Here is an 18951-nt window from a genome sequence, read left to right as displayed (position 1 = left end):
TTTCTCCAGAGCTTTAAGTGATGATCAATTGTCGAGTCATTGCTAGGACTAATTTATGTATTTCTGCTTTGTGGACGAGAGCGGTACGGCGCCATCCAAACCCAACCTAAACAAGCCATACTTCACATTAGGCGCGGTGATTATAAACTGCGCCGACTGGCCAATTCTTCACAAGAATGTACACGGCTTTCGTGTTCAAAACAAAATTCACGGCGAGTTAAAATGGCGATATTTTTCACCACATAACTCCGACAAAGGAAATCCACTACTTGGCAAGGATGCCGGGGAAAGGAAAGCCTTAAGCAGACAGTTCAACCAGCTGCTTTGCAAAGCACCAATTACAATCATTGCTTCGATAACTGATGTTGACGCAGCATTCCAATACAACAGCGTAAACGGACAACAGGACCTTTATCACTTCGCTTACAAGCCGATTACTGAAAGGTTTCAGTACTTCCTTCAGGAAAAGAAAGATCTTGGAATCGTTGTAGCTGACCACAGGAGCCACGACAACGACCGCCTGTTTCGCGCTCATCACCAAACTCTTGTAGGATCAAATGGCAAAACGATCTCTAAATACGACCGCTTGATAGAGGGGCTTTTCTTGCAAGACTCATGCATGTCCATTGGCATTCAAGTTGCAGATTATGTGGCAGGAGCAATCCATCGTGCTTATGCGGTGGGAGACGGCGAGTATGCCGCACAATTGAAGAAAAAGATAAGAAATCGCGACGGGAAGTTTGTGGGATACGGGTTGATCCACCACCCCAACGGTACATTTGATCCTAAGAAGGCCATAAAAAAAGACGCCGGGTGAGGCCGTAGCCTCAGCGCCTATGAATGTCAGGCTCCCGAGCGTGCTTTATATATAGCACACAGGAATCCTGAATTCCAGAAATTCAGAAAGTTTCTATTCAAAAATCGAAATTTTTTATCCTAATGGCATATCATTTAGAGCCAAACCCCGCTTTGGCGGGGCTTTTTCAGTACTGAGCCTCGGTTGCGCCGATGCTATTTAACAACACCGCCTGAGAATGCAGGCAAAAGCGCAGAAGAACGCGATTTGCAGGCCGCAGGAGCGGCAATATCCCAAATTTTCAGAAGTCGATCGTCCGCCCCTTGATCTCCCAGTCACCATAACGGGCGGGGTCTTTACCCCCGCGACCGCCGATTTCGCGAGGTGCCTGGGCTTCCTTTTCGGCGGCACGGCGCGCCTCGGCTTCCTTCAGTGCGCGCTGGGCAGCGGGCGGCAGATCGTCAAACGGGCGCTTGTCCACGTTTTCCGGGCTTTCGGTTGCTTCGGTTTTCTCGCTCATCGGTCACATTCCTGTTGGCTGCGTCAGCTCCCATTATTGAAGCGAAGCCTGTTCATACCCATCATATAGGCAGAAAGGCACCCGCTGCAAAACCCTTGCGGGCCACGCAGCTTCAGATTTTGGAGACCGCCACGGATGAATATGACGAAAACTGCCATGCTGATCGCACTCATGACGGTCATGTTCATGAGCATCGGCTATTTGTTGGGCGGCGGGGGCGGCATGATGATCGCGCTTGTGATCGCCGTCGCCATGAACCTGTTCGGTTACTGGAACTCCGACAAAATGGTGCTGCGCATGTACAATGCGCAGCAAGTGGATGAGCGCAGCGCGCCGGACTATTACCGTATGGTGAGCGGCCTTGCCGCCAATGCGGGCCTTCCCATGCCGAAGGTCTATATCATCCATGAGGACCAGCCGAACGCTTTCGCCACGGGCCGCAATCCCGAAAATGCCGCCGTTGCCGCGACGACCGGCCTTCTCAACCGGCTTTCACCCGAAGAAGTGGCGGGCGTGATGGCGCATGAGCTGGCCCACGTCCAGAACCGCGACACGCTGACCATGACCATCGTCGCAACGCTTGCCGGTGCCATATCCATGCTCGGCAATTTTGCCTTCTTCCTTGGCGGCAACCGTGAAAACGGCAACGGCATCATGGGTGTGGTCGGCACCATCCTCGCCATGATCGTCGCGCCCTTTGCCGCAATGATCGTGCAGATGGCCGTCAGCCGCACCCGCGAATATGCCGCCGACAAGCGCGGCGCGGAAATCTGCGGCAATCCGCTGTGGCTATCCTCGGCACTGGGCAAAATCGCCCGCAGCGCCAAGGTCATCCCGAACGAGGAAGCCGAACACAACCCGGCAACCGCGCATATGTTCATCATCAATCCGTTGAGCGGACGCGGTGCCGACAATCTTTTCTCGACCCACCCGGATACTGATAATCGCATTGCAGCGCTTGAGCAGATGGCCGCCGAAATGGGCATCCGCTCCGCCGGAATGGCTCCTCGTGCCGCGACCCCTTCCCAAAGCAGTGGTCCATGGGGTAATGCAGGCGGTAACAGCAATGGCGGTTCCGGTTATCGGGGGCCGTGGTCATAAAGCATGATCCCGAAAAGTGGGAACCGGTTTTCGGACAAGATCATGCTTAAACAAAAAGTAGCAGAACAGCGTGAACGATAAAAAGCCTGCGCCGAAGCGCGGAAACAAAAAGCCGCTAACCAACAACAGCGCCGCAGACCTGCGCCCCGGTCTGGCGGCGCGTTTGTGTGCGGCCCGCCTTCTCGGCGCGGTGATCGAAAAGAACACTTCGCTCGACGGCCTGACCGACAATACCCACGGTCATCCGCAATATCTGGCGCTGGAGCCGCGCGACCGCGCACTGGTTCGCGCCATTCTTGGTTCTGCGCTGCGCAATCGCGGCAGCATCGAACGCGCCATCAACAAGCGGCTCGACCGGCCATTGCCGGAAAATGCGGTGGCGCTGAAACATCTTCTGCATGTCGCCATCGCCCAGATTTTCTATCTCGACCTCCCCGACCATTCGGCGGTTGATCTGGCCGTGGAAGCGGCGAACAGCGACCCGCGCAACCGCAAATATGCCGGTCTCGTCAATGCGCTGCTGCGCAGGCTGTCGCGCAACAAGGAACGCGCGCTCGCCCACACGCTTGAGCCTGAAACGAACGTGCCGGAATGGTTTGCAAGGAGCATTACCGAGGCCTATGGCGCGGAAAAGGCAGCAGCCATTCTCGCCATGCACGCCTATGAGCCGCCGATCGATTTCACGGTCAAGGGCGACGCGGAAGCGTGGGCCGAAAAGCTGGGTGGCGTGGCGCTTCCCAACGGCTCGGTGCGCCTGCAGACGGTCGAAGGCAATCTCACCGATCTGCCCGGCTTTGCCGAAGGCGACTGGTGGGTGCAGGATGTGGCGGCGAGTTTGCCTGCGCGCCTGATGGGTGACATCAAGGGCAAACGGGTTGCCGACCTTTGCGCGGCCCCCGGCGGCAAGACGGCGCAGCTTGTGCTCCAGGGTGCGGATGTGACCGCGCTCGACCTTTCCGAAAACCGGCTGAAGCGCCTGCGCGGCAATCTGGAACGGCTCGGTTTCGAGGCGAAGACCGTCGCGACCAATCTTATGGATTTCCAGCCGGACGAACTGTTCGATGCCGTGCTTCTGGATGCGCCCTGCTCGTCCACCGGTACGGTGCGCCGTCATCCCGACGTGCCATGGACCAAGACGCCGCAGGATATTGCCAAGCTTGCCGAACTTCAGGGCAAGCTTCTGGCGCATGCGGCCACCCTGGTCAAACCCGGCGGTGTAATCGTCTTTTCCAACTGTTCCCTGCACCCGCTCGAAGGCGAGGAAATGGCGCGCAAGGCGGCGGAAAATCCGCTGCTGGAGCCTTTCCCCATCACGGAGCAGGATTGTTCCGGTCTGGAGGGGCTGGTAACGGCGGAAGGCTTTTTGCGGTCCACGCCGGCAGACCTGCCGCCGGAGCGTTTTGACGGCAATCCGCAGATGGCCGGAATGGACGGTTTCTTCGCCGCCCGCTTCAAGCGTCGGGCCTGAGACCGGATATAAGCAGACAAGTCGGATAATTTGCCATAACGGGCCGGGATGCCCGTTATGGTTAACGCTCGATTCACCATTTCTGTACAATTGTATCAAGGGAAACCGGCTTTCGATCTGGCCGCAGCAGAATGACAAACAATACGGAGAAAGACCGGGTGGCAGTCGCCCTCAGCGAAACCCCACATCTTTGGGGACTGGCCGTTGCACAGGCGTGGCGCAAGTTCAGCCGCCGTCTGCGCATGGGGCCGCTTTATCGCTGGCGCTTCACCGGCTTTACCCCGGACCGTATCCTGATCGCCCCGCCCGACCTGCGCGTCGCCGACCCGCAGCTGGCGCAGGAGTTTTACCACGGCCGCTTTGCGCTCGCCGGTCGACTGGTCGAGACCGGCGGGTTGTCGCCTTTCGCCGTCGAGCCGCCGACGCCGGAGTGGGAAGCGGCACTTCAGAGTTTCGGCTGGCTGCGCCATCTGAAAAGCGCCAACAGCGAACTGGCAACCGCCAATGCGCGCGCGCTCGTCGATGACTGGATGCGCATGTTCGGCAAGCGCATCGGCGGCCTTGCCTGGTCGCCAGAAGTCACCGCCCAGCGCATCATTGCCTGGCTGCAGCATTCCAATCTCATTCTGTCGGGCGCGGAACTTCCCGCCTATCGCAAGTTCATGCGCTCGCTCGCCATGCAGGTGCGTTATCTGCGCACCGTCGCTGCCGCCATGGATGATGGCGAGGAACGCTTGCGCGCCCGCATCGCATTGGCTTTCGCCGCTCTGGCGCTGCCGGTTTCGCCGCCGACGGCCCGTGCCGCGCGGCGCAATCTGGAATATGAGCTGAAGCGCCAGATCCTGCCCGATGGCGGGCATATTTCACGCAATCCCGTTACGGTTCTGGAGCTGCTGGCCGATCTTCTGCCGCTGCGCCAGACCTATGCCAATGGCACGGAATCCCCGCCCAAGGCGCTGATCGAAGCCGTCGAGCGCATGCTGCCTGCCCTGCGTTTCTTCCGTCATCAGGATGGCAGCCTTGCGCTTTTCAACGGCGTCGGCCCCACCATGCCGGAACGCATCATTTCGGTTCTGCGGCACGATGAAACTGCCGGATCGCCGCTGACCCACGCGCCCTATTCGGGCTATGAACGGCTTTCCATGGGTTCGACCACCATCATCGCCGATACCGGACTGCCGCCGCCCGTCACCGCATCGCGGGACGCCCATGCCGGCTGTCTCGCCTTTGAAATGTCCTCCGGACGCCAGCGCTATATCGTCAATTCCGGCGTCGACCGTTTCGGCCCGCCGGAATTTCGTCCATTGGGCCGTTCGACGGCAGCGCATTCCACCGCCACCATCAATGACACGTCCTCGTGCCGTTTCAGCCTGAATGCAGGCCTCTCCAACATGATCGGCACGCCGATTATTGCAGGCCCGACGCGCGTACAGCGTGACCGGATCGAGGAGATGGGAAGGCAGGGTTTTGTCGCCAGCCATGACGGCTATGCGCGCCTGTTCGGCATTTATCACGAACGCCGTCTCGTGCTGTCGCATAATGGCAGCGTCATCCAGGGTGCCGACCGCTTCTATCGCGGCGATGGCCGTCCGCTGAAATCAAACGGACGCGACAATATTGCCGTCCGTTTCCACCTGCATCCCTCGGTCGATATTTCCTTCGATGAGAACGGATTGATCGTCCTTTCGGCTGACCGCGACGACACCTGGGTCTTTTCCTGCTTCGAGGTTGCGCCGCAGCTGGAAGATTCGATCTTCTTTGCAGGCTTCCGCGGTCCTGTGACATCGAAGCAGATCGTGCTCTCCTTCCCGGCTTCCGAATTGCCGGAAGTGAACTGGCAGTTCAGCCGCGTCGCGCTCGGCAGTTACGTGTAATTCGCTCTCCCGCTCCTCCCCTTCGAGACGGCGTGGTAGCGATGCAGAGCAAGAAATACCTCTTCACCGTTCATTTCCGGCCTTTTGCGGTAGGATTCTCGGCGCGCCTGTGTTAGGGCGAGCCGTCCACTTTCCTGAACGCATCCGTTTCAGCAACGAAGAGACCAACTCCCTATGGCTGTCAGCTCCAAGCATATTCCCGCTCCCGATCTTCATCGGGTGCGCCGCGCCCTCCTTTCCGTTTCCGACAAGACCGGCCTGATCGATTTCGCCAAGGCGCTTCACGCGCAGGGCGTCGAAATCCTTTCGACCGGCGGCACCGCCAAGTCGATTGCCGCCGAGGGCATTCCCGTGAAGGACGTGTCCGAAGTGACCGGCTTCCCGGAAATCATGGACGGGCGCGTCAAGACGCTGCATCCGGCAGTCCATGGCGGCCTGCTCGCCGTGCGCAATGATCCGGAACACGTCGCGGCCATGGAAGCACACGGCATTGGCGGCATTGATCTCGCCGTCATCAATCTCTATCCGTTCGAGGAAGTCCGCTTCAAGGGCGGCGACTACGACACCACCGTCGAGAATATCGACATTGGCGGCCCGGCGATGATCCGCGCTTCCGCCAAGAACCATGCCTATGTCGCAACGGTCGTCGACCCCGCCGACTATGCCGACGTGGTAGCCGAACTGGAAAAGCACGCAGGCTCCCTGCCGCTCGCCTTCCGCAAGAAGCTTGCAGCCAAGGCCTTTTCGCGCACCGCTGCCTATGATGCGGCCATTTCCAACTGGTTTGCCGAAGCGATCGAGGAAGAAACCCCGGTCTATCGTTCGGTCGCAGGCAAGCTGCATTCCGTCATGCGTTACGGTGAAAACCCACACCAGACGGCCGGCTTCTATCTCACCGGCGAAAAGCGCCCCGGCGTCGCCACTGCGACCCAGCTTCAGGGCAAGCAGCTTTCCTACAACAACATCAATGACACCGATGCGGCTTTCGAGCTGGTGGCTGAATTCGATCCGGCCCGCACCGCAGCCGTCGCCATCATCAAGCACGCCAATCCGTGCGGCGTGGCGGAAGCTTCCACCATCAGGGAAGCCTATCTCAAGGCGCTCGCCTGCGACCCGGTTTCGGCTTTTGGCGGCATCGTCGCGCTCAACAAGACGCTTGATGAGGAAGCCGCCGAAGAGATCGTGAAAATCTTCACCGAAGTCATCATCGCCCCGGATGCCACCGAAGGCGCACAGGCCATCGTGGCGGCCAAGAAGAACCTCCGCCTGCTCGTGACCGGCGGCCTGCCGGACCCACGCGCCAAGGGCATTGCCGCCAAGACCGTTGCCGGTGGCCTGCTGGTCCAGTCGCGCGACAATGGCGTGGTGGACGATCTCGATCTCAAGGTCGTCACCAAGCGTGCGCCGACCGAAGCCGAACTCAACGATCTGAAATTCGCCTTCCGCGTCGGCAAGCACGTGAAGTCGAACGCCATCGTTTATGTGAAGGACGGCGCTACGGTCGGCATCGGCGCAGGCCAGATGAGCCGCGTGGATTCAGCCCGTATCGCAGCCCGCAAGGCGGAAGATGCAGCAGAAGCCGCCGGTCTTGCAGAGCCGCTCACCAAGGGCTGCGTGGTCGCTTCCGATGCGTTCTTCCCGTTTGCAGACGGTCTTCTGTCAGCCGTTCAGGCCGGCGCAACTGCCGTCATCCAGCCTGGCGGCTCCATGCGCGACGACGAGGTGATCGCCGCTGCCGACGAACATGGCATCGCCATGGTCATGACCGGCATGCGCCATTTCCGGCATTAGAGCTTTTACGCATCATGCCGCGCAAAACCGCTTGGCACTTTTGCTGGAAATGCTCTAACCCCTTATAAAAATTAATTATCGAGGCCCCGAAACCAACCGTTCCGGGGTCTCGTTTTCGTTGAGTTTCATATTGTTTCGTTTAAATTCGTTTTCAGAATAGACCGGATCAACGGAGGAGCCCGCCCCATGACGCAGTTTATCGGTTCCATCGACCAGGGAACCACGAGTTCGCGTTTCATCATTTTCGACCGGCAGGGCGATATCGTCGCCAGCGACCAGCGCGAACACGAGCAGATTTATCCGAAGGCGGGCTGGGTCGAACACAATCCGGTAGAAATCTGGCGCAACACGCAGCACGTCATTGCCGCCGCGCTGAAAAAGGCAAACCTGAAGGCAGCCGACATAGCTTCCGTCGGCATTACCAACCAGCGCGAAACCACCCTGCTCTGGGACCGGAAGACCGGCGCGCCGCTCTTTAATGCGGTCGTCTGGATGGATACGCGCACGGACGAGCTGGTCGCCCGTTACACGAAAGTCGGCGGCGCGGACCGCTTGCGCGAAAAGACGGGCCTGCCGATCTCGACCTATTTCTCCGGCCTCAAGCTGCGCTGGATACTTGATCACGTTCCCGGTGCCCGTGAAAAGGCCGAAGCTGGCGACGCGCTTTTCGGCACCATCGACACATGGCTAGTCTGGAACCTCACCGGCGGCACCGATGGCGGCATTCACATCACCGATGTGACCAACGCCTCCCGCACCCAGCTGATGGATCTTTCAACGCTGAAATGGGACGCGGATATTCTCCGCCTATTCGAGATTCCTGCTTCCTGTCTGCCGGAAATCCGCTCCTCGAGCGAGGTCTATGGCGAGATCGCCCTACCCTCGCTTTCCGGCGTCAAGCTGGCGGGGATTCTGGGTGACCAGCAGGCAGCGCTCTTCGGCCAGGCCTGTCTGGAACCGGGCGAGGCCAAGAACACCTATGGCACCGGGTGCTTCATGCTGATGAACACCGGCGAGAAACTGGTGCCCTCCAATTTTGGCCTTCTGACCACGGTTGCCTACAAGCTGGACGGCGCGAAGCCGGTCTATGCGCTGGAAGGATCAATCGCGATCACCGGTGCTCTGGTGCAATGGCTGCGCGACAATCTCGGCATCATCAGGCACAGCAGCGACATCGAAACGCTGGCACGCACCGTAGAAGACAATGGCGACGTCTATTTCGTCCCGGCCTTCTCCGGCCTCTATGCGCCGCACTGGCAGGATTCCGCGCGCGGCATCATCGCTGGCCTCACACGCTTCGCCAATAAGGGGCACATCGCACGCGCGGCGCTGGAGGCGAGCGCCTATCAGGTGCGCGAAGTGCTGGATGCGATGGTGAAGGATTCCGGCGTCGAGATCACGGAGTTGCGCGCCGATGGCGGCATGACCGTCAACGAGCTGCTCATGCAGTTCCAGTCCGACATTCTGGACGTGCCGGTGGTGCGCCCGAAAATCATCGAGACCACGGCGCTGGGCGCCGCCTATGCGGCGGGACTTGCCGTCGGCTATTGGAAATCGACGCGGGACATCGTGGAAAACTGGCAGGTGGGCCAGCGCTGGCACCCGCGAATGCCGGTCGAGGAAAGCACGCGCCTGTTCCGGTCGTGGGAAAAGGCCGTGCAGCGTTCGATGGGCTGGATCGAATAGAGCCGTCTCGAAAAGACCGGAACCGCCTCCGGCCCGTCAATGCGGGCCGGGTACAAGCGGCCTGTCGGCCGGATAAGGCGTAATGGCAGCCAGATAGAGCCCCACGACAAAAAACAGCAGCAGCACCGACATGCCAATCGCCGCGCAGCCACTGAGAGCCGTGATCGTCGCGACCAGAAACGGCCCGAGAAATCCCGTCGCCCGGCCCGCCAGCGCATAGATGCCGAAATAGCGGCCCGATTCCTCCGGCCTGATGCTGCGCGCAAACCACGAACGGGCGGACGCCTGCACCGGCCCCAGAGCGGCGCCGATCATCAGCCCGTAGACGAGAAATGCCTGTTCCGCAGCCGTGGAGAACAGCCCATTTCCCTCGGAATAGCCAACCGGCAAAAGGCCGAGCAGGAAATAATCCGTTCCGGTGGAAACGATACCGAACGAGGCGATGAGCAGAAGCACCAGCGATCCGAGCACGATGGCTTTTGAGCCGAGCCTTGCATCGAGGCGAGCCGCGACGAGGCAGCTCAGGATCGCCGACACATTGGTGATCATGCCGAAGAGGCCGATTTCGTTGATGCTCCAGTGAAACAGTGAGGCGGCATGGCCCGCGCCCAGCGCGACAATGGCATTGAGCCCGTCCTGATAGACAAGGCGGGCGGCAAGGAAGCGGACTATTCCCGGACGCTTCCGCACTTCCCTCAGCGTCGACTTCAGTTCCGCCAGACCGCTGCCGACCGCCTGGCGCAGCGGCTGGCCGCGCGCCTGATCCGGCGTGAACAGGAACATCGGCATGATGAAAACGAGATACCACAGCGCCGCGATGGGGCCGGTGATGCGGGCATCTTCGCCGCTGGCAGGGTCAAGTCCGAAGAGCGGCGGAAGCCCGATCAGGGTCCTGCCCGTCTCGGGTGACGACGCCAGAAAGACCACGACGAAGATCAGCACCAGCACGCCGCCCAGATAGCCGAGCCCCCAGGCCAGATTGGACACTTTGCCAATCTCCCTGGCGGGGACGAGCCGCGGCATCATGGAATCGTTGAAGACGATGGAAAACTCCGCCGAGATCATCGCGATGCTGAAAGCCAGAAGCACCCAGAACAGGTTTGCGCCCGGCACCGCAAACCACAGCGTCATCAGGCCCGCGATCTTCAGGACGGCAAAGAAGCCGATCCACGGTTTGCGCGCGCCGGTCTTGTCGGCAATCGATCCCAGAACGGGCGACAGCAGTGCGATCACGAGGCCCGCGGCGGCAAAGCCGTACCCCCAGGCGATCTGCCCCGCTTCCGGCGTGTCGGCCATGCGTGAGATGAAATAGGGACCAAAGATGAAGGTTACGATGACGGTGAAGAACGGCTGTGCCGCCCAGTCGAAGAATATCCAGCCCCATATGCCACGCCGCGAGGCATGGCTGCGGGCAGCCATAAGCTGATCGCTCAATTACTCTTTCCTTCCCCCCACGCCCGAAGCGGCTTCCGACGATAGAGCACCATGCGCCTTTTGGCGTATAAAGACCACTCCAGCCCGGTACATCTGCACACGATGCTTTGCGAAAACCGGTTCCGGTTTTCATGCAGATGCACGCAGGCCAGCCGAGCCGTTCGGCTGCATCGTTCCTTCAATGTGTCGGATGAATTTCAGGCCCAAATCATATTAGCGGGAGCTTATACCCCGAAATGTGCACAGGAAAGAAATAAAAAGGGCGGCCACAGCCGCCCTTCTGCAATAGAATTTCCCGACCTGCCTACTGGGCGAGATCGGACATCAGGCCCGCTGCAACCGCCAGTCGCGAAACGGTCAGGTCGCCACCTTCCGTCAGCGCGACCATGCGGTTCTGCACCTGCTCGATGCGGGCGCCATCGGCTGCAAACCAGGCTGCCGCCGGGTCCTTGTCCTTGGCGAAACGCTTGAGCGCCGCAATGGTGATGCCGCGTGCAGCCTGCGTGATCGTATCGCTTGCCCGTGACAGCGCCAGCCCGTCATAATAGTCCGTGACGGGGATGGAGCGCGCGGCTTCCTCAATGCGGCCGATGCGGAAGGCTTCCGAAACACCGAAATAGGTCTTGGCGGTAACCACCCGGTCGGCGCCCGCCAGATGCGCGATCAGCGCAATGTCCGGCATGATGCCTGCAAGCTGCAGATTGGCAAGACGCTGTGCCAGCTTTTCCGGCGCACCCATTTCCACGAAAGCGGCCTTGTCGGCCTGAAGCGTGGTTTTGAGATATTCCGGCATCAGGCCGTCGAAACGCGGTTCCAGTTCGGCGCGCGCCCTGGTGATCGTATCCACCAGTTCCGTCAGGTTGGCGCGTGTCGTGTCGTTGCGCAGCACCCATGCGGTCGTCGCCTGCAGCATTTCGCCGACGAGATGGTAGAACTGGTTCTGCACATCGCCCGGAACGCGATTGTCCAGCGCATCGATGGCGTCATAGATCGTGTCGATGTCGAAGCCGTCACGCACCGCCACATAGGCGCGGACGATATCGGCAGGCGACTTGCCGGTGGTATCGGCCAGGCGGCTGATGAAGGTAATGCCCCCGCGATTGATGACATCGTTCGCCAGCAAGGTGGCGACGATTTCACGGCGCAGGCGATGGCCGGAGATTTCCTCGGCATAGGTCTTCACCATGCGCTTGGGGAAATAGCCCATCAGCAGCGACTGGAAGTACGGCTCGTCCGGAAGCTGGCTCGCCACCAGATCGTCACAGAGAGAAAGCTTTGCATAGGCCAGCAGAACCGCCAGTTCCGGGCGGGTGAGCGGCTGGCCAGCCTTCTGACGCTCGGCGAGCAATGCGTCCGACGGCAGGTTCTCCACCTTGCGGTCGAGCAGCTTGCGGGCTTCCAGTTCCGCCATGAAGCGCGCCTGATAGGGCAGCTCCGCCAGTCCTTGACGTTCGCTTAGCGAAAGCGCCAGCGGCTGCAGATAGTTGTTGCGCAGCACCAGTGCCGAAACATCATCGGTCATGCTGACCAGAAGCTTGTCGCGCGCCGGGCGCTTGAGCTTGCCCGAACGCATGGCCGCAGCCAGCGCGATCTTGATGTTGACCTCGACGTCCGAGCAGTTGACGCCCGCCGAATTGTCGATGGCGTCCGTGTTACCACGACCGCCCGACAAGGCATATTCGATGCGCCCGCGCTGGGTCACGCCAAGGTTTGCGCCTTCGCCGATCACCCGGGCGCCGACTTCCGAGCCGGTGATGCGGATCGCATCATTGGCGCGGTCACCCACCTGCGCATCCGTTTCAGCGGACGAGCGGATATAGGTGCCGATGCCGCCGAACCACAGCAGATCGACCTTGGACTTCAGGATCGCCGTCATGATTTCCTGCGGCGTTCCGGAGGTCTTGCCGAGGCCGATGGCATTGGCCGCTTCCGGCGAGAGCGTGATCGTCTTCTGGCTGCGGCTGTAGATGCCGCCGCCAGCCGAAAGCTTGGAGCGGTCATAGTCCTGCCAGCTCGAACGCGGCAGCTCGAACAGGCGCTTGCGCTCGGCAAAGCCGTCCGCCGGAACCGGGTTCGGGTCGATGAAGATATCGCGATGGTCGAACGCCGCCACGAGGCGAATCTGTTCGGAAAGCAGCATGCCATTGCCGAAGACGTCGCCCGACATGTCGCCCACGCCCGCAACCGTGAAAGGCTCGTTCTGGATATCCATGTCGAGTTCGCGGAAATGGCGCTTCACGGCTTCCCACGCGCCGCGCGCGGTAATGCCCATGCCCTTGTGGTCGTAACCGGCGGAACCGCCCGATGCGAAGGCATCGTCCAACCAGAAATCATGCGCCTGGCTGATGGCATTGGCCGTATCGGAGAAAGTGGCCGTGCCCTTGTCCGCGGCAACGACGAAATAAGGATCGTCATTGTCATGGCGCACGACTTCCGCCGGCGGCACGACATGGCTGTCCTCGATATTGTCGGTAACGGACAGGAGCGTGGAGATGAAGACTTTGTAGGCATCGCGGCCGGCTTCGAACACCGCATTGCGATCGCCGCCGACCGGCAGACGCTTCGGATAGAAGCCGCCCTTGGCGCCGACCGGCACGATAACCGCGTTCTTGACCTGCTGTGCCTTTACCAGCCCCAGTACTTCGGTGCGATAATCCTGTGCGCGGTCCGACCAGCGCAGGCCGCCGCGGGCGACCGCGCCGAAACGCAGGTGCACGCCTTCCACTTCAGGCCCGTAGACGAAGATTTCGCGGTACGGGCGCGGGTCCGGCAGGCCGTCGACTAGACGCGGATTGAGCTTGAAGGCGAAGGTGACGCGCGGCTTGCCCTCGGCATCCGGCTGATAGGCATTGGTGCGCAGTGTCGCTTCGATCAGATTGCGGAAACGGCGCAAGATCTGGTCGTCATCGATGCTCGGCACGCCCAGCAGCGCCGTTTCGATGCCATCGACGAGCTTCTTTTCAGCCGCATCCCGGCGCTTGGCCGACGGGTTGAAACGCAGGTCGAACAGCGAATAGAGGTCGCTGGCGATTTCCGGATAACGGTTCAGCGCTGCCGCGATGAAGCCCTGCGAATAGGCGATGCCCGCCTGCTGCAGATAGCGGCCATAGGAACGCAGGATCATGATCTGGCGTGCCGTCAGGCGCGCGGTCTGCACCAGCGCATTATAGCCGTCATTATCGGCCTGACCGTCCCAGACATTGCGGAACACGTCTTCCAGCATCTCGCCATCGTCGGAAAGATCGACCGGTGCCCCATAGGCGTTCACGAGCTGCATGTCGTGCAGGTAGACGGTTGCGCCGTCCTTGCCAGCATGCGGCAGGTCGATGGTCTGCTCGCTGACGACACGGAAACCCATGTTTTCCAGAAGCGGCACGCGCTGCGACAGCACGACCGGCGCACCGTGATGATAGATCTTCAGCGAAACCGCATCGGGACCGTCGGTCCGATAGCGATAGAAATCCACGAAAAGCGGCGCCTCGGCGCTGAGGCTGGCAATGCGTTCCGCATCGACCAGCGCTTCCGGCGCCGTGAAGATTTCGCGGTAGGACGGCGGAAAGCTTGCGGCAAGCGCGACGGTCTTCGCGTCGGCGCTGTCGGAGCTTTCACGCACCGCATCGTCCCAGTTGCGGACGATGGCGCGCACTTGCGCTTCCAGCGCTTCCCGGTCCACATGCGGCGTGGAACGCTCGTGACGGCGGATGACGAACTGGACGCGCGTCAGGCCGTTCTGCAGGAAGACCGGATGGAATTCAAAACTGTCGCCGCCATAGACGTCGACCAGATAATGCCCGATCTTCTCGCGCACGACCGAGTCGTAACGGTCACGCGGGATATAGACCAGCACGGTGGCAAAACGGCCAAACCGGTCGAGACGCGGAACGGCGCGCACCCGGGGACGCTCGCCCAGCGCCAGGATCAGTTCTGCATTGGCCGTCAGGCTTTCCACATCGATCTGGAAAAGCTCGTCGCGCGGATATTCCTCCAGCACGTTGATGAGCGCCTTGCCCGAATGGTCCTCGCGGTTGAAGCCGAGATGCTTGATGACCGCATCGGCCTTGGAGCGGATGAACGGAATGCCCGCGACCGAACTCGTATAGGCGACCGAGGTAAAGAGGCCGACCAGGCGCAGTTCGCCGATGGCCTCGCCCTTCTCGCCGAATATCTTCACGCCGACATAATCGAGATAGGAGCGGCGATGCACCAGCGAAAGCGAGTTCGCCTTGGTGACGATCAGCGGCTCGTTGCTATCGAGGAATTCGGTCACTTCGCGCGGCGTCACCGTGTCGTCGTCATCCTTGCGCAGGACGCGGACCTCGTGATCGTTGAGGATGCCGAGCGTTTCCTTGACCGGCACGAGTTCGCGCTTGTCGCCCTTGCCCTTGAAGGTCAGCTCGCGAAGTCCGAGGAAGATGAAACGGTCGTCGCGCAGCCATTCCAGAAAGGCGATCGCTTCCGGCATGGCCGGATCGCCCGTCATGTCGTGCACGCGCTTGTAATCGGCGATCGCGCCATCGAGGCGCTTCAGCATCGGCTTCCAGTCGCTGACGGCGGCGCGAACCTGCCCCAGCACGCGCTTGATGGCGGCGGTCAGGTCGGCCTTGGTCTGCTTGTCGAGAGCCGGGAGATGGATCTGCACCAGGCTGACGCGCTCGACGCCCTTGGCAGGCGCAAGCTGCGATGCCTCGCCCAGAATGACGAGCTCGTCCTTCTCGCGCGCAATGTCCAGAACCGGATGCACAACCATGAAAATCTGGTTGGCATGATCGTTCAGCTCACCCATGATGGAGTCGAGCAGGAACGGCATATTGTCGTTGACGATGGTGATGACGCTCACCGGGCGATCATGGCGTTCGATACCGTTATCGACGCTGATGATGCTCTTGCCCTTGCGATAGGATTCCAGAGCGGCGTAGCCGTGACGGGCTGAACTGTCGAGAGCGGCGGCATCGTAAGCGGCCAGATCTTCTGGCGGCGCCCATTCGAAGAGAAGCTGCGAGAAGGCTGTAAGCGCCTTCGACTTTCCTCCCTTCTTCTCCTCCTTGCCTGCCTTTGAACCCTTAACCTTGCTCGACCGATCCTGCTTTGCAGTCACGTCGGATACTCCTGTCATGATGGCAATGCGCGCCAAACTAGCAGATTAGGCACCGGATTCGATGGCAATTCGTTGAAAATAACGAAAAATTTCCCGGAAAGTCAGAAAAACCGCATTTAATCCATTTAATTTGGAACAAAACTTCGAAAACTTCCCGCGAAATTTCGGATTATGCCAGTGGATTTCTCCACGGCCCGCAGAAATGGCGCCGGAAGGGTAAAGCCGCAGGCCGGTTTTGCCCTGTTTCAGACTAAAGTTGCAGATGATTCTGACGGAACCGAACGGCTCTCATAACTCGATCAGGTGATCGTCGAGTTCGTTGACATTGTCCGCCCCTGCAGGGAAATGCGTCTCCAGCAAAAGGCCCGCCTGACCGATCGCCAGCACGAAACCCTCGGCCACCTGCGCCCGCGACGCATGATGGACGAGCGTCGCCACGATCGCATTCCACTCGTCCTGTTCGACCCGCGCATTGATGCCCGCATCGGCGATCACCTCGGCATAATGTTCGGCCATGGAGACGAAGAGCAGGATGCCGGTGCGATGCTCGGTGATGTGCACATTGCGCGCCAGGAACTGTTGCAGCGCATTGAGATGCGCGCGCTTGTAACGGATGCGGCGCGGCACCAGCAGCATGCGGATGGCCGGAAAGACCCACAGCACCAGCATCGCGGTGAGGAAGGCCGCCAGCACCGCAAGCCCGAACATAGGCAGGCGGACATCGAACCAGTACCAGTGCGCCAGAAACGCCACGACGACCGACGCCAGCAGAATGCCGCAGGTGGCGACAAAGCCCGCCGCAAAGAAATAATCGTCGCTGGAACGGGCCAGAACCGCATAGATTTCGCCGCTGGTCTCGGCTTCCGCCTTGCGGATCGCCTCGGCAATGCGGGCATGGTCCTCGGCGCCAATCAGCGTGTGATGCTTCATCCCTGCGTCTCCCTACCAGCTGCCCGAGGCGCCGCCGCCACCCGATGAACCACCGCCGCCGGAGAAACCGCCGCCGCCCCCACCGGATGACCAGCCACCGCCGCCCCAGCTTCCGCCACCCCTGCCGCCAGACCCGCCGCCGCCGCGATTGTTATAATCCACCACCATGCCGAGCCACTGATACCGGCCCGGCCCGATCTTGCGCCCGAAAACCGGCGTCAGGATCGCCATGCCGAAACCGCCGAAGAAGATCAGGCACCAGAAGGCAATGAAGACGACGAACACCCAGTCGACATCATCGGAACTCGACTGCACATTGCGTCTGGCGCGCGCTTCAAGCTCGGCGGCATCCCCGGAAAGCACCGAAAGAATGCCGTCAACGCCCTGCACGATGCCCTTCGAATAATCGCCGGTGCGAAATTCGGGAATGATGGTGCCATTGATGATAACGCTCGAAAGCGCATCGGTCATGACACCTTCGAGGCCGTAGCCGACCTCGATACGCACCTTGCGGTCATTGGGCGCCACCACCAGCAATATACCGTTGTTTTCCTGTTTCTGGCCAAGCGCCCAGGCGCGGAACAGACGGTTGGAATAGGTTTCGATTTCCTCGCCGTTGAGGCTCGGGACCGTCACCACGACCACCTGATCCGAGGATTTGGCTTCGAAATCGGCAAGCTTCTGCGTGAGGCTCTGGCGCTCTGCCGGATCGATGATCCCCGCCGCATCCACCACGCGGCCAGTCAGGACCTGGGCGGGCTTTGGCGCGTCCTGCGCAAACGCTGTCGGGTGCAGGGCCAGCGCTGCGGAAAACAGCACAAAGACAAGCGCGAGGAGGTGTCGCGGCCAATAAAAGCCACGACGATCACGCATGGGTGCTGCACCCGCCTCCAGACGCATCATGAGACGCGCCGTCAGTTGAAGTTGACTTTGGGCGCGGTCTGGCTGCCTGCATCGGCGCTGAAGCTCTGCATGGGCTGCGCATCGCGATACCAGATCCACGTCCAGATCATCGTCGGCATGGTGCGCAGCGACGTGTTGTAGACGCGAACCGCCTCGATATAGTCGCGGCGGGCGACGGCGATGCGGTTTTCAGTGCCTTCGAGCTGCGACTGCAATGCAAGGAAGTTCTGGTTGGCTTTCAGGTCCGGATAACGCTCGACCACCACCATCAGGCGCGACAGCGCGCTCGTCAGGTTGGCCTGATTATCCTGAAACTGCTTGAAGAGTTCGGGATTGTTGAGCGTTTCGGGTGTGATCTGCACCTGCGTCGCCTTGGCGCGCGCCTCGATCACGGCCTGCAGCGTCTCCTGTTCGTGAGCGGCATAGCCCTTCACGGTCTCGACCAGATTGGGCACGAGATCGGCGCGGCGCTGATACTGGTTCTGCACCTCGCCCCAGGCGGCCTTCGCCCGTTCCTCATTGGTCGGGATAGTGTTGAAACCGCAGGCAGAGAGCAGTGGAACCAGAACAGCCAGACCAAGAGCGATGAAAATACGGCGGCCCAGGGCTGCAAGCGAGAAGGAAGTGGCAACCGTCGTACCCGACATGGATTTCTCCTGAAAAGGGCGCTTTGCCAAGCGCCGGGGAAACAAATTCAACACCCGCATGAGTGCGTTCACGCAAATGCGAGCCGTCAAATCAGCAAGATAGTCGAAATTCACTCGTTTTCCAGTCGGTTTGGACAACAAGGTAAAACCGCGACCGCCTGGTTCAGGGATGCAGGCGGAAAGCGCCGCTTTCGACCGCAGCGCGAACAGCGGCAAGCGTCTGACTGCGCGACCACCCTTCGGCAGCCAGCACGTGCGGCTCTAGCGGCCCCAGCGCGGACAATTGCCCGTGCAGTTCCGCAATCGGACCCGGATCGGTAAGCGTATTGCCGCCACGCTCGCGGCAGCGCCGGATCGCCTCATCGAGAGATGGACGCAGAACCACATAGTGAAGCGGCGTGGCAAGGTTTCGGAATGGCTCGAGGAACCATGGCCCGATTATGCCGTCGACGATGACGAAATAGCCGCCGTCGGCATAGGCCTTGGCCGCCTTGGTCAGCGCATCCATCACAATGGCATTTTGCGCATGGGCTTCCGGCAGATAGGGCTGGATCGCACCATTCTTGATGAAGTGCCAGAAATCGTCCGAATGAAGGTGAACCTTCGGCGAACCCGGCTGGTTCGCAAGCCTCTCGGCGGTCGTGGTTTTACCGGCGCCCGGGGTGCCGGTCAGAATAAGAATTTCACCAGAATGTTCCATGATCCG

Annotated in this window: 13 protein-coding genes; 6 read left to right on the top strand and 7 right to left on the bottom strand. The window is 60.5% G+C overall.

Annotation, left to right across the window (positions count from 1 at the left end):
• Nucleotides 1-55: 55 nt before the first annotated feature.
• Nucleotides 56-817 carry a DUF3800 domain-containing protein gene (locus ABWW28_RS17545; protein ID WP_021588073.1) on the top strand — a complete coding sequence of 254 codons (762 nt, stop codon included), beginning with the start codon at nt 56-58 and terminating at the stop codon, nt 815-817.
• 280 nt (nt 818-1097) lie between these two features.
• Here ABWW28_RS17545 and ABWW28_RS17540 read toward each other — a convergent pair whose 3' ends face one another.
• Nucleotides 1098-1316 (bottom strand): DUF1674 domain-containing protein, encoded by a 219-nt coding sequence (locus ABWW28_RS17540; RefSeq protein ID WP_021588074.1) that lies wholly within the window; start codon nt 1314-1316, stop codon nt 1098-1100.
• 135 nt (nt 1317-1451) lie between these two features.
• On the opposite strand from ABWW28_RS17540, the gene htpX reads away from it, so the two are divergent.
• The 5 genes from htpX to glpK all read left to right on the top strand — a co-directional run bounded on the left by htpX (nt 1452) and on the right by glpK (nt 9236).
• Nucleotides 1452-2417 carry a zinc metalloprotease HtpX gene (gene htpX, locus ABWW28_RS17535; RefSeq protein WP_021588075.1) on the top strand — a complete coding sequence of 322 codons (966 nt, stop codon included), beginning with the start codon at nt 1452-1454 and terminating at the stop codon, nt 2415-2417.
• Between the two features lie 70 nt (nt 2418-2487).
• Complete coding sequence (locus ABWW28_RS17530; protein WP_021588076.1) at nt 2488-3885, top strand: RsmB/NOP family class I SAM-dependent RNA methyltransferase; 1398 nt, start codon at nt 2488-2490, stop codon at nt 3883-3885.
• Nucleotides 3886-4016: 131 nt separating this feature from the next.
• Nucleotides 4017-5759, top strand: a complete 1743-nt coding sequence (locus ABWW28_RS17525) for a heparinase II/III family protein (RefSeq protein WP_021588077.1) — start codon at nt 4017-4019, stop codon at nt 5757-5759.
• A 174-nt stretch (nt 5760-5933) separates the two neighbouring features.
• Nucleotides 5934-7550 carry a bifunctional phosphoribosylaminoimidazolecarboxamide formyltransferase/IMP cyclohydrolase gene (gene purH, locus ABWW28_RS17520; protein ID WP_021588078.1) on the top strand — a complete coding sequence of 539 codons (1617 nt, stop codon included), beginning with the start codon at nt 5934-5936 and terminating at the stop codon, nt 7548-7550.
• A 186-nt stretch (nt 7551-7736) separates the two neighbouring features.
• Entirely contained in the window at nt 7737-9236 is a 1500-nt protein-coding gene (glpK, locus tag ABWW28_RS17515) for a glycerol kinase GlpK (RefSeq protein ID WP_021588079.1), read from the top strand.
• Between the two features lie 36 nt (nt 9237-9272).
• Here the strand turns inward: glpK and ABWW28_RS17510 are convergent, their stop codons facing one another.
• The 6 genes from ABWW28_RS17510 to ABWW28_RS17485 form a co-directional block, all read right to left on the bottom strand.
• Entirely contained in the window at nt 9273-10655 is a 1383-nt protein-coding gene (locus ABWW28_RS17510) for an MFS transporter (protein WP_031347295.1), read from the bottom strand.
• A gap of 319 nt (nt 10656-10974) precedes the next feature.
• Nucleotides 10975-15765: an NAD-glutamate dehydrogenase gene (locus ABWW28_RS17505; protein ID WP_031347296.1), complete on the bottom strand. Its 4791-nt coding sequence runs from the start codon at nt 15763-15765 to the stop codon at nt 10975-10977.
• 288 nt (nt 15766-16053) lie between these two features.
• Nucleotides 16054-16695: a TPM domain-containing protein gene (locus ABWW28_RS17500; RefSeq protein ID WP_021588082.1), complete on the bottom strand. Its 642-nt coding sequence runs from the start codon at nt 16693-16695 to the stop codon at nt 16054-16056.
• A 12-nt stretch (nt 16696-16707) separates the two neighbouring features.
• Nucleotides 16708-17568 (bottom strand): TPM domain-containing protein, encoded by an 861-nt coding sequence (locus ABWW28_RS17495; RefSeq protein ID WP_376787008.1) that lies wholly within the window; start codon nt 17566-17568, stop codon nt 16708-16710.
• A 41-nt stretch (nt 17569-17609) separates the two neighbouring features.
• Nucleotides 17610-18245, bottom strand: coding sequence for a LemA family protein (locus ABWW28_RS17490; protein ID WP_025090902.1), 636 nt, complete (start codon nt 18243-18245; stop codon nt 17610-17612).
• A gap of 163 nt (nt 18246-18408) precedes the next feature.
• On the bottom strand, nt 18409-18945 hold the full coding sequence (locus ABWW28_RS17485) for an ATP-binding protein (protein WP_021588085.1): 537 nt from the start codon (nt 18943-18945) through the stop codon (nt 18409-18411).
• Nucleotides 18946-18951: the final 6 nt, after the last annotated feature.

The organism is Brucella sp. NBRC 14130, from assembly GCF_040371715.1.
GTDB classification, from domain to species: Bacteria; Pseudomonadota; Alphaproteobacteria; order Rhizobiales; family Rhizobiaceae; genus Brucella; species Brucella intermedia.
Note: the sequence above shows the minus strand (reverse complement) of the source record. Positions and strands in the feature narration are given on the sequence as shown.